General features: G+C 48.0%; 11 protein-coding genes. 4 read left to right on the top strand and 7 right to left on the bottom strand.

Annotation, left to right across the window (positions count from 1 at the left end):
* The first annotated feature begins 55 nt into the window (after nt 1-55).
* The 4 genes from IJ369_RS07535 to IJ369_RS07520 are packed head-to-tail and all read left to right on the top strand — an operon-like array spanning nt 56 to nt 4,220.
* Nucleotides 56-1,822: an Rqc2 family fibronectin-binding protein gene (locus IJ369_RS07535; protein WP_290717757.1), complete on the top strand. Its 1,767-nt coding sequence runs from the start codon at nt 56-58 to the stop codon at nt 1,820-1,822.
* A gap of 25 nt (nt 1,823-1,847) precedes the next feature.
* The gene (locus IJ369_RS07530) at nt 1,848-3,176 is read left to right on the top strand and encodes an MATE family efflux transporter (protein WP_290717755.1); all 1,329 of its coding nucleotides are present in this window, start codon (nt 1,848-1,850) and stop codon (nt 3,174-3,176) included.
* A gap of 15 nt (nt 3,177-3,191) precedes the next feature.
* Nucleotides 3,192-3,887, top strand: coding sequence for an AzlC family ABC transporter permease (locus tag IJ369_RS07525; RefSeq protein ID WP_290717753.1), 696 nt, complete (start codon nt 3,192-3,194; stop codon nt 3,885-3,887).
* A complete protein-coding gene (locus IJ369_RS07520) occupies nt 3,888-4,220 on the top strand; it encodes a branched-chain amino acid transporter permease (RefSeq protein ID WP_290717752.1) in 333 nt (110 codons plus the stop codon).
* A gap of 54 nt (nt 4,221-4,274) precedes the next feature.
* On the opposite strand, the gene recA is transcribed toward IJ369_RS07520, so the two are convergent.
* The 7 genes from recA to IJ369_RS07485 all read right to left on the bottom strand — a co-directional run.
* A complete protein-coding gene (gene recA, locus IJ369_RS07515; protein ID WP_290717750.1) occupies nt 4,275-5,354 on the bottom strand; it encodes a recombinase RecA in 1,080 nt (359 codons plus the stop codon).
* A gap of 64 nt (nt 5,355-5,418) precedes the next feature.
* Nucleotides 5,419-6,306: a DMT family transporter gene (locus IJ369_RS07510; protein ID WP_290717748.1), complete on the bottom strand. Its 888-nt coding sequence runs from the start codon at nt 6,304-6,306 to the stop codon at nt 5,419-5,421.
* Entirely contained in the window at nt 6,296-7,537 is a 1,242-nt protein-coding gene (locus IJ369_RS07505; RefSeq protein WP_290717746.1) for a competence/damage-inducible protein A, read from the bottom strand. The genes IJ369_RS07510 and IJ369_RS07505 overlap by 11 nt, the downstream gene beginning before the upstream one ends.
* A 109-nt stretch (nt 7,538-7,646) precedes the next feature.
* Entirely contained in the window at nt 7,647-8,180 is a 534-nt protein-coding gene (gene pgsA / locus IJ369_RS07500; RefSeq protein WP_290717759.1) for a CDP-diacylglycerol--glycerol-3-phosphate 3-phosphatidyltransferase, read from the bottom strand.
* On the bottom strand, nt 8,164-9,528 hold the full coding sequence (gene rimO, locus IJ369_RS07495; RefSeq protein WP_290717744.1) for a 30S ribosomal protein S12 methylthiotransferase RimO: 1,365 nt from the start codon (nt 9,526-9,528) through the stop codon (nt 8,164-8,166). Before rimO ends, pgsA begins: the two co-directional genes overlap by 17 nt.
* Before the next feature lie 306 nt (nt 9,529-9,834).
* Nucleotides 9,835-10,692 (bottom strand): bifunctional methylenetetrahydrofolate dehydrogenase/methenyltetrahydrofolate cyclohydrolase FolD, encoded by an 858-nt coding sequence (gene folD, locus IJ369_RS07490; RefSeq protein ID WP_290717742.1) that lies wholly within the window; start codon nt 10,690-10,692, stop codon nt 9,835-9,837.
* Nucleotides 10,693-10,729: 37 nt separating this feature from the next.
* Nucleotides 10,730-11,676, bottom strand: a 947-nt coding sequence (locus IJ369_RS07485; RefSeq protein ID WP_290717740.1) for a formate--tetrahydrofolate ligase, incomplete at its 5' end; no start/stop codon positions are given.

Raw genomic sequence — 11,676 nt, 5'->3', positions numbered from 1 at the left:
GCTATAATATGTTAAATTTAAATATTAGTATATAATCATTAAGGAGGTGTCCTCTATGGCACTGGACGGCATCACAACATCTGCCATCGTATCCGAACTCAAATCCGCTCTCGTTGGAGGGCGTATCGATAAAATCCACCAGCCTGTAGCTGATGAAATCAGAATGACAATCCGCGGCTTGGGCAGCAGCGCGAAGAAAGTTATCATTTCCGCCAACTCCGCCCATCCCCGTATGCACCTGACAGAAAGCAGCCGTGAAAACCCCATGACTGCGCCCCTGTTCTGCATGGTCATGCGGAAACATATCGCCGGCGGCAAGATCGTAGATATCCTGCAGCCCAATTTTGAACGTATCATCATCATGCGGGTGGAATCCGCCAATGAAATGGGCGATATCACAACAAAAAATCTGATTCTGGAAATCATGGGCAAACACAGCAACCTGATTCTGACCGATGAAAACGGTAAGATCCTGGATTCCATCAAGCGCGTGACCCACGAAAAAAGCTCTGTCCGCGAAGTTCTGCCCGGAAAAGAATATGTTTTCCCTCCTTCCCAAGATAAGAAAAACCCTCTGGAAGTGGAAATCAGCGACTTCCTTTTCTCCCTGCATCTGCAGGAAGGCAGAAAACTGCAGGAATTCCTGTATCAAACCTATACCGGCATCAGCCCCATCATGGCTGGGGAGATCTGTTCCCGTGCAGGGCTGGATGCATCCAATGCCTGTCAGGAAACCACCATCGAAGAAGGCGAAAACCTGTATGCCGCCTTCGATAAAACCATGTCCGAAATCAAAGCAGCCGCTTATCAGCCTGCCATCTTTTATCAGAAAAATGATAAAATCGTAGACTTTGCCGTGCTGGAAATGACCCAGTTCGCAGGCCTCCATGCGAAAAAATTTGATTCCATCTCTGCTCTGCTGGAAGCTTTCTATCAGGAACGAGACAACGCAGCCCATATCCGCCAGAAAGCACAGGATATGCGCAAACTGGTGATGAACAACATCGAACGCTGCGTGAAGAAAAAAGAGATCCAGATCAAGACCCTCAGAGAAACCAAGGGCATGGATCTGTGGAAGAAAAAAGGCGAACTTTTAACAGCCAATATCTATGCTGTGCCCCAGGGCGTGACCACCTTCAAAACCATCGACTATTACGAAGAAGATATGCCTGAAATCGAAATCGCCATTGATCCTGCAAAAACCCCTGCGGAAAATGCCCAGAAGTATTTTGCGAAATATAACAAAGCAAAACGTACCCTTGCCGCTCTGGAAATTCAGGAAAAACAGAACGACGAAGAACTGGTTTATCTGGAAAGCGTCCTGAATGCGTTGGAAAATGCCAAGGACGATGCAGACCTTTCCGAAATCCGTACCGAACTGGCAGAAAGCGGCTTCATCCGCAGACAGGTTCAGAAAAAAGGCCAGCAGAAGCCCAAAAAGGCGAAACCTATGCGCTATATTTCCTCCGATGGTTATGAAATTTTAGTTGGCAAGAGCAACATCCAGAATGACGAACTGACTTTGCGCACCGCAGAGCCCACCGACCTTTGGATGCATACGAAAGATATCCCCGGTTCCCATGTCATCATCCGTACCAACGGACAGAGCGAACTGCCCGAAACCACTATGGAGGAAGCCGCCAATCTGGCTGCCTTCTACAGCAAGGCAAAAAACAGCAGCATGGTTCCCGTGGATTATACCCAGCGGAAAAACGTGAAAAAGCCCAATGGCGCAAAACCCGGTATGGTCATCTATCTGACCAACAAAACCATCTATATCACCCCCGATGAAAATCGGGTGAACCAGATGAAAACCGAATGATTCTATTTTGAATGAGGTCTAACTTATGCAAAATGATATCTCAAAAGAATTTACATTATCATCCTTACTGAAATTCACCCTGCCCACTATCATCATGCTGGTATTTGTGGCAACGTATACCATTGTGGACGGCATCTTCGTTTCCCGTTTTGTAGGGACGACCGCCCTCTCTGCCATGAATATCGTTTTTCCCCTCATCAACATCCTGATAGGGCTCGGCATCATGTTGGGTACTGGCGGCTCTGCCATCATCGGCAAGCGCCTGGGGGAAGGAAAAGAGGAAAAAGCCCGCAGCGCTTTTACCCTCATCACCGTTTTTGGCATTGCGGTCGGTCTGGTGATTTCTGTCATCTGCTTTTTGTTCATCAAGCCCCTTTCTGTCTTTTTAGGAGCCGATGAAAATCTGCTTCCCTACTGTGTAGATTACGGCAGAGTGATGATGGCGTTTTACGCCGTTTCCGTGGTACAGACCATGTTCCAAACCCTTTTCATCACCGCAGGCAAGCCGAATCTTGGCCTGTGGCTGAACGTGGCAGCCGGTCTGTCCAATATCCTCTTCGACTATATTTTTATCATTCGCATGGATATGGGCATCGTCGGCGCAGCCTGGGGCACTGTCAGCGGATTCATCATCGGCGGCATCCCCGCTCTGTTTTATTTCGCAAAGCCCCGCACAGTGCTGTATTTTGTAAAACCTACATGGAATGGAAAAACCATCGCTCACACCATGCTGAATGGTTCTTCGGAAATGGTGACTTCCGGCGCCATGGCTATCACCACCTTCCTGTTCAATCTGGCCATGATGGACATGCTGGGGGAAGACGGCGTTGCCGCCATCACCATCGTGCTTTATGCCCAGTTCCTGTTCTCCTCGGCATATCTTGGCTTTGCCAGCGGTGCAGCCCCTGTATTCAGCTATAATTACGGCAACCAGAATATTCCTCAGCTGAAACGGCTCTTCAAAATGTGCCTCGGCATCATTTTGATCTCCTCTGTGGTGTGCTTCGGCTTCTCCTATCTGATGGCAGTGCCCACCATCGCCATCTTTACTCCCCGGGAAAGCAACACCTACGCCATCACCCTGTATGGCTATAAAATTTTCGTATGGAACTTTCTTTTCGCAGGCATCAACATCTTCGCATCCTCCTTCTTTACGGCTCTTTCCAACGGAAAAGTATCTGCGGCGATCTCCTTCCTGCGCACCTTCGTTTTCGTAGCTGGAAGTATCCTTATTCTGCCAAAATTCCTCGGCATCGACGGCATCTGGCTTGCCATCCCTGCAGCAGAAGCTGTAACTGTCCTTATTGCTGTATTTTTCCTTGCAGCGAATCGCAAGTATTATCACTATCTATAAAAAGGAGCGATCATTATGGCAAAAACCCTTCGCTATGCGATCAAGCACAGCTTTCCCATTTTCATCAGCTTCATCCCCGTAGGTCTGGCCTATGGCGTACTGATGCAGAGTGCGGGCTATAATTTTATCTGGACAGGCGCCTGCAGTCTGTTTGTCCTGGCCGGTTCCCTGCAGTATCTGATGGTAAGTTTCTTTGCCGGCGGTGTTTCCTTGGCAACAGTAGCCATCATGGCGCTGCTGCTGAATAGTCGTCATATTTTCTACGGCCTGTCCTTCATTGAAAAATTCCGTTCTTTCGGACTCTGGAAATATTTCCTGATCTATTCCCTGACAGACGAAAACTACTCCCTCCACTGCTCCCATAACTTTCCCGATGATATTGACGAAAAATGGGCTTATGTGGTTACAGCATCCATGGCTTGGCTCTACTGGGTGATACTGAGTATCGCAGGTGCCCTCATCGGCACTCTGATCCCCTTCGATACCACAGGCATCGATTTCGCCCTGACAGCCCTGTTTATCATCATCCTGATCGAGCAGATGAGCGGTGCAGATAATCGTCTGCCCGCCCTGCTGGCCTTCGTTTCCAGCATTGTTTGTCTGGTAATCTTTGGCCCATCCAATTTCATCCTGCCTTCTCTGGTCATCACCGTAGCTCTGCTGACCATCCTGAGAAGCCGCATCGAACCCGCAGGAAAGGAGGAAAAATAAATGGCAATTTCCGCAACACAATCCATCCTCATCATTGCCGTTTGTGCGATTTGCACACTCATCGAACGGGCTCTGCCCTTCCTCATTTTCCGCGGGAAGGAAGTACCTGAAATCGTCCGCTATCTGGGCAGGGTTCTTCCTATGGCTATCATGGCGACCCTCGTTATGTATTGCCTGAAGGGCATCACCTTCTCCTCCATAGCGGGCTTTGCGCCTCCCCTGATTGCATCCGCCCTGACGGCTTTCTTACATATCTGGAAAAGAAACACCATGCTCAGCATTTTCGGCGGCACTGTCTGCTATATGGTTCTGGTACAGATCGTATTTATTTAAGCAAAAGAAAACCCCTCTGAGATTTCTCTCAAAGGGGTAATTTTTTGTCTGTTTTTAGATTTCTGTTTCCACAACAGGCGCATCGGATGCCGCCGCTGCAGGAAGTTCCAAACCGGGCAGACCATAATGTTCACGTACCTGATTTTCGACCTCTACACATACATCGGGGTTATCTCTCAGGAACTGCTTCGCATTTTCACGTCCCTGACCGATTCTTGTTTCCTTATATGCATACCATGCACCGCTCTTGTTTACGATATCCACTTCTGCCGCCAGGTCCAGAATGTCGCCTTCTCTGGAAATGCCTTTGCCGTAGATGATATCGAATTCCGCTGTTTTGAAGGGAGGCGCAACTTTGTTTTTCGCGATTTTCACCTTTACACGGTTACCAACGATTTCAGTGCCCTGCTTCAGCACGTCTGTTTTTCTGATTTCCATACGGATGGAGGAATAGAATTTCAGCGCGCGGCCGCCTGTAGTTGTTTCGGGGTTACCGAATGTGATACCGATTTTTTCACGAAGCTGGTTGATGAAAACAACAGTACAGTTGGATTTATTTGTGATACCTGTCAGTTTTCTCAGGGCCTGGCTCATCAGTCTTGCCTGCAGACCCATATGGGAATCGCCCATTTCGCCTTCAATTTCCGCACGGGGCACCAATGCCGCTACAGAGTCGATGATAACGATATCGATGGCACCGCTGCGCACCATGGTTTCTGCAATTTCCAGGGCCTGTTCACCATCGTCGGGCTGAGAGATGTACAGGTTATCAATATCTACGCCCAGGGCCTTTGCGTATGTAGGGTCCATGGCATGTTCTGCATCCACGTAACCTGCAATGCCGCCCCGCTTCTGCACTTCCGCTACCATATGCAAAGCTACTGTTGTTTTACCGGAGGATTCAGGGCCGTATACTTCTACGATCCTGCCCTTAGGCACACCGCCAACGCCCAGCGCCAGATCCAGGCTCAGGGAACCGGAAGGAACCACTTCCACTGCCATCTGTGCATTATTGTCGCCCAGTTTCATTACCGCGCCTTTACCAAACTGTTTTTCGATCTGGCTCAGGGCCGCATCCAAAGCCTTCTGCTTATCTTCAAATCTTGCATCTTCTTTCTGAGATTTTGCTGCCATTTTATTTCCACCTTTCTAAAAATAAGGGTATTTTTTATCGCAAATGAGAACTTCTGTTCTCATTTTATTCGATTTTGTTCGCCTTGTCAACACTATTTTCTTTTTCCTTCCTGGGCTGCTCTGCCAGTGCCATTGCGGCAAAAATAATGATACAGCCCAGATATCCCCGCAGGCTCATACGTTCGCCATAAAGGATGGCGGAGAAAATTGCTGCAAAAATAGATTCCGATGTAATAATGATAGCCGCCTTATTCGGGGATGTGATCTGCTGTCCTATGGATTGCAGTGCAAAATACGCCGCCGTACAGAACGCCCCAAGGAAAAAGAAATTCCCCAGAGAAGGCAAAGTCAGCGCAGGCATATCCCAGCCAGTGAAGGTCACAATGACTGCCATCACGACTAAAGTAGAAATATTCTCCGTCAAAGCGATATGCACCGAATCACAGCCATCGGTGATATTCCCCAGAAAAGCCATCTGCAGGGAAAACGCCACCGCCGCCAACAGGGACAGCGCCGCACCAAAATCGATATGGAAATCCGATGTCAAAGACAAGCAGCACACCCCTATCAGCGTCATCAAGGCCGCAATAAAATGATTTCTTGTGGGTTTCTGCTTGAATACACCCCAGCAAATAAACGGCACGATAACAGCCGGAATATTCACAAGGAACGCATTGACAGAAGGTGTCGTGTACTGCAGGCCAACCGTCATCAAGAGGAACATAGCCGCCAACAGCGCCCCAAGGATGCTGCCTACCTTCCATTCCTTTTTCGTGATTTTTCTCAATCGTTTATGATAAACCATACACATACAGATGGAAGCCATCAGAAAACGACCAAAAATCACCTGATAGGGGTCATATCCCCAATCCAATAAATACTTCAGACTGATGAAACCGCCGCCTCCGATAAAGGCCGCCAGCAGCAGCATCCAGTCGCCCTTATTCTTCATTGAGCATCGCCTTTCTCAGCCAGTTCAGAGCTGTATATGTGGCACGTTCACGGATCTTATCCCGTTTGCCAACGAACTGATGCTTCTGCACTTCTGTTTTACCCTTGTAGGAAAGACCCATATACACCAGACCAACGGGCTTTTCATCACTGCCGCCGCCGGGGCCTGCAATCCCTGTCGTTGCAATACCGATATCCGCACCGCTGGTTCTTGCAATGCCTTCTGCCATTTCTCTTGCCGTTTCTTCGCTGACCGCGCCGTATTTTTCCAATGTTTCCGCTTTTACGCCCAGTCTGCGCATTTTTGCATCGTTAGAATAAGTCACACAACCTTCCACCAGCGCATCTGAAATACCGGGATATTCCACCAATCTGGAAGCAATCATGCCGCCTGTGCAGGATTCTGCCACTGCTAAAGTCAGTTTTTTATCTAACAGCATTTCCGCCACTACGGTCTGCATATCTGTTTCCCCTTCCGCATAAACAGCTACGCCCAGTCTTTCCTTTAAGGCTGCTGCCACGGGGTTGATAAGGTTGTTTGCTTCTCTTTCATCTTTTGCCTTTGCTGTGATACGCAGGATAGCTTCACCGTCTTTGGCATAGGGTGCGATGGTAGGATTCGTCTGGGCATCAATGATGTCCTTTACCATATCTTCCATGGCACTTTCGCCCACGCCAGCCACACGCAGGATACGGGAAATGAAGGTATATTCCTGTTTCTTCGCCAGATAAGGCTTTACCTGATTTAGAAACATCGGTACCGTTTCCTTGGGAGGGCCGGGCAGCATCACGATCATCTTCCCGTTCTTTTCAATGATAATGCCGGGCGCTGTGCCGTTGTCGTTATACAGAACGGTGCAATTATTTTCAGGCACCATGGCCTGCTTTACATTATTCTCTGTCATCACTCTGCCTGTGCGGTCAAAGTATTTTTTGATACGTCCCAGCGCGCGTTCATCCAGCACCAGTTTTTCGCCGAAATATTCTGCCGCTGTTTCCTTTGTCAGGTCATCCTCCGTGGGGCCAAGGCCGCCTGTGGTGATGATGAGGTCTGCTCTGGAAAAAGCGTGATAGATCGTATCCTTCAGTCTCTGAGGGTTGTCCCCTACCACAGTCTGATAATAAACTTCAATGCCAAGGTTCGCCAGTTCCTGCGCCAGAAACTGTGCATTCGTATTCAAAATATCGCCTAACAGCAGTTCTGTGCCAACTGCCATAATTTCTGCTCTCATGATGTTTCCTCCTTCTGAAAAATAGTTTCACATCATTTCTATTGTATCTGTTTCTCCGAAGATTTCCAACTGTTTTCCATAAAAAAAGAGAGGCATTCGCCTCTCTTTTTTAACCCAGTAATACCTGTTTATTTTTGATGATATAATCCGCACCGGAGAAAATGGTAAAGAACACTGCCAGCCATACCAGCACTGTTTCCACCATAGGCATGAAGCCGAAAGGCAGATTCAACAGTACGACGGGGATCATGATCATCTGTGTTGTTGTTTTCACTTTGCCCCACCAGCTTGCCGCCATAACGATGTTTGCTTCCATCGCCAGTGTACGGAAACCTGTAATAGCAAATTCTCTCGCCAGGATAACGATAACCACCCAAGCCGCCAGATCTTCCAGAGCAACCATGGAAACCAGCGCAGACATAACCAGCAGTTTATCTGCCAGAGGGTCCATAAATTTACCGAAGTTGGAAACCAGATTATATTTTCTTGCAATTTTGCCATCCAGCATATCTGTCAGGGATGCCACGATAAAAATAATTACCGCAACATATCTGTTCACAGGTTCGGGCGCCAGAAACAGCACCAGCAAAAATACCGGAATCATGAATACTCTGAGCATTGTCAGCTTATTCGCCAAGTTCATATCCATATACTACATCTCCCATCAAATCATAATCGCCTGCTTCGCGAATCTTTACTGTTACAAAATCACCGGAGTACAGTTCTTCCTCGGAAGAAACAAACACCAGACCATCAATATCGGGGGCATCCCTCCTGGTTCTGCCGCAGAAAATACGTTCTTCGGGCAGTTTACCTTCGATCAGCACTTCCATTACCTTGCCCACTTCTTGTTCGCACAGAGAAGCCGCAATATTTTTCTGGATGTCCATAATGATATCTCTACGTTCTTCCTTCAGATCATCGTCGATCTGGTTTTCCATTTTTGCCGCCGCTGTGCCTTCTTCCTGAGAGTAGGAGAATACGCCCAGACGGTCAAATTTCATTTCCTGAACAAAATTCTTCAGATCTTCGAATTCTTCTTCGCTTTCGCCGGGGAACCCAACAATCAGCGTTGTGCGGATAGCAATATCGGGCATTGCCGCTCTCAGTTTCGCCACCTTTTCGCAAATCAGCGCCTGACTGCTCTTTCTGCCCATGCGTTTCAGCACCGCATCATTGCCATGCTGGATGGGCATATCGATATAATGACAAACCTTTTCACATGTCGCCATGGCTTCGATGGTTTCGTCTGTCAGGGTTTCAGGGTAAGCATACAGCAGTCTGATCCATTCGATGCCTTCGATAGCATTCAGCTGTTTCAGCAGCTCATGGAGCATGGGTTTACCGTACAGGTCTCTGCCATAAATGGATGTATCCTGGGCTACGATGACCAGTTCCTTCACGCCCTGTTGTGCCAGCAAAGTTGCTTCTTCCAAAAGGCTTTCCATCTGTCTGCTGCGGTGTTTGCCCCTCATTTTCGGGATCACGCAGTAAGTACAGTGGTTGTCACAACCTTCGGAAATTTTCAGATATGCAAAGTAAGGAGCGGTAGAAAGCACACGCAGCTTGCCGTTTTCATCCTGCATTGCCAGGTCGATGCTTTCCAGCTGCTTCACCTGTTCCTTCCCAGCTAAAATCTCATCTGCCACTTCGGCGATGGATTCGTAAGCAGTTGTGCCGATAATAGCATCTACTTCGGGCAGTTCGTCGAAGAATTCTTTCTCAAATCTCTGACCCAGGCACCCCGCTACGATGAGGCCCTTGCAGTTGCCCACTTCGGGGTCTTTATACTGTGCCATTTCCAGAATGGTTTCGATGCTTTCTTCCAGTGCATCCTTGATGAAGCAGCAGGTATTCACCACGATGATGTCTGCTTCCGCTTCATGCGCCACAGCCTGATAGCCGTTTTTCTGCAGGATACCCAGCATGACTTCGCTGTCAACTCTATTCTTATCGCACCCCAGAGAGGTGAATGCGATTTTCTTATTCATTTTATTCCTCCTTAAAGCCTTCCTGCGAACAGGAATACTGTTTTTTTCACAATATCATATTTTACTATAAAATCAAACAAATTGCTATATCTCTACAAAATTCTTTTCAGTTTCTTTCTGGTATTTTCACGAAAAAGAACCCTCAGCCTCTTTCGAAGCCAAGGGTTTTTGCCATTCTATAGAATTACGCGGAGCCATTCATATTTTCTGCGAAAATATTCATGCGTTTGCTACGCAAACAGGGCTTAAACATATTTCCGTCATGCTAGCCTGACGGAAACATGTTCTATCCCATCTTTTCTCCGCTTATATCAGACCATTCTGAATTTTTGCGGCTGTGTTACAGTTTTTCATCAGCATTGCGATGGTCATAGGGCCAACGCCGCCGGGCACGGGAGTGATGGCCCCTGCCACTTCTTTCACGTTCTCAAAGTCCACGTCGCCGCACAGTTTGCCTTCGGCATTGCGATTCATCCCTACGTCAATGATGATCGCACCTTCTTTTACCATATCCGCCGTTACTGTGTTCAATTTACCAGTTGCGCTGACAATGATATCTGCCCCCCGACAGATACCAGCCAGATCCTGTGTTTTGGAATGGCAAATGGTCACAGTACCGTTCTCCTGCATCAACAGCATTGCCACAGGCTTGCCTACGATATTGCTTCTGCCAATAATCACACAATTTTTACCCGCGATGGAATGACCGCTGCGTTTGATCAGTTCGATGATGCCCGCAGGGGTACAGGGCAGGAAGCCCTTTGCGCCTGTGTGCAGATAGCCTACATTTACAGGGTGGAAGCAATCCACATCCTTTTCGGGGCTGATGGCCATGATGACTTTTCTGTCATCGATCTGTTCAGGCACAGGCATCTGAACCAGGATGCCGTGCACGTTTGCATCATTGTTCAGTTCATCGATGAGCTTCAGCAGTTCCTCTTCTGTTGTCTCCCCAGGCAACACATGGGAAACAGACTTGATGCCTACGGCTTCACAAGCCTTCTGCTTATTGCTTACGTATACCTTAGAAGCGGAGTTATCTCCGACCAATACAACAGCCAGGCAGGGTTCGATGCCCTTTGCCTTCAGTTCTGCTGCTTCTGCTGCCGCTTCTGCCTTGATCTCCGCAGAGATCGCTTTGCCATCAATCAATTGTGCTTTCATCTTATATTATCTCCTTCGTATAAATTTCAGACGAAGATTAGAACAGACCTACTACGTTACCGTCTTCGTCGATGTCGATATTCAGTGCCGCAGGTTTCTTAGGCAGACCGGGCATTGTCATAACATCGCCCAGCAGCACTACGATAAAGCCTGCGCCCGCGGAAATGCGGATTTCTTTTACAGTTACTTCGAAACCTTCGGGACGACCCAGAACCTTAGGATCATCGGACAGGCTGTACTGTGTTTTTGCGATACATACAGGGAAATGGTTGAAGCCCAGTTTATCGATCTGCGCCAGTGTTTTCTTCGCTGCTGCAGAGAAGTTTACTGTGCCCGCGCCATAGATTTCCTTACATACTTTGTTTACTTTTTCAACGATATTCAGTTCATCTTCATACAGATAGTGGAAATCGCTTTTCTTTGTTTCCAGTGTTTCCAGAACTTTTTCAGCCAGAGCCTTGCCGCCTTCGCCGCCGTCAGCCCATACTCTTGCTACTGCAAATGTAGCGCCCATTTTTTCGCAGCGTTCTTTTACATATGCAACTTCTGCATCTGTATCAGCTACGAAATGGTTCAGAGTAACAACAACGGGAACACCATATTTCTGGATATTTTCGATGTGTTTTTCCAGGTTTACGAAGCCTTTTGCCAGTGCGTCCAGGTTTTCGTTGGACAGGTCAGCCTTGGGAACGCCGCCGTTGTATTTCAGGGCACGCACGGTTGCTACCAGAACAACTGCATCAGGTTTCAGGCCTGCTTTACGGCATTTAATATCAAAGAATTTTTCAGCACCCAGGTCTGCACCGAAGCCAGCTTCTGTAACAACATAATCAGCAATTTTCATAGCTGTTTTTGTTGCTTTTACAGAGTTGCAGCCGTGTGCACTGTTTGCGAAGGGGCCGCCGTGGATGATTGCCAGTGTGTTTTCCAGAGTCTGAACCACGTTGGGCTGCAGAGCGTCTTTCAGCAGAACTGTCATTGCGC

The organism is Anaerotignum sp., from assembly GCF_017483025.1.
Lineage (GTDB): Bacteria > Bacillota > Clostridia > Lachnospirales > Anaerotignaceae > Anaerotignum_A.
The sequence above is the reverse complement of the archived record's forward strand: the minus strand, read 5'-3'. Positions and strand labels throughout refer to the sequence as shown.

Bases quoted from the DNA above. Each gene is read 5' to 3' on its own strand.
- IJ369_RS07535 (WP_290717757.1), top strand. From the start codon at position 56: ATGGCACTGGACGGCATCACAACATCTGCCATCGTATCCGAACTCAAA.
- IJ369_RS07530 (WP_290717755.1), top strand. From the start codon at position 1,848: ATGCAAAATGATATCTCAAAAGAATTTACATTATCATCCTTACTGAAA.
- IJ369_RS07525 (WP_290717753.1), top strand. From the start codon at position 3,192: ATGGCAAAAACCCTTCGCTATGCGATCAAGCACAGCTTTCCCATTTTC.
- IJ369_RS07520 (WP_290717752.1), top strand. From the start codon at position 3,888: ATGGCAATTTCCGCAACACAATCCATCCTCATCATTGCCGTTTGTGCG.
- recA (WP_290717750.1), bottom strand. From the start codon at position 5,354: ATGGCAGCAAAATCTCAGAAAGAAGATGCAAGATTTGAAGATAAGCAG.
- IJ369_RS07510 (WP_290717748.1), bottom strand. From the start codon at position 6,306: ATGAAGAATAAGGGCGACTGGATGCTGCTGCTGGCGGCCTTTATCGGA.
- IJ369_RS07505 (WP_290717746.1), bottom strand. From the start codon at position 7,537: ATGAGAGCAGAAATTATGGCAGTTGGCACAGAACTGCTGTTAGGCGAT.
- pgsA (WP_290717759.1), bottom strand. From the start codon at position 8,180: ATGAACTTGGCGAATAAGCTGACAATGCTCAGAGTATTCATGATTCCG.
- rimO (WP_290717744.1), bottom strand. From the start codon at position 9,528: ATGAATAAGAAAATCGCATTCACCTCTCTGGGGTGCGATAAGAATAGA.
- folD (WP_290717742.1), bottom strand. From the start codon at position 10,692: ATGAAAGCACAATTGATTGATGGCAAAGCGATCTCTGCGGAGATCAAG.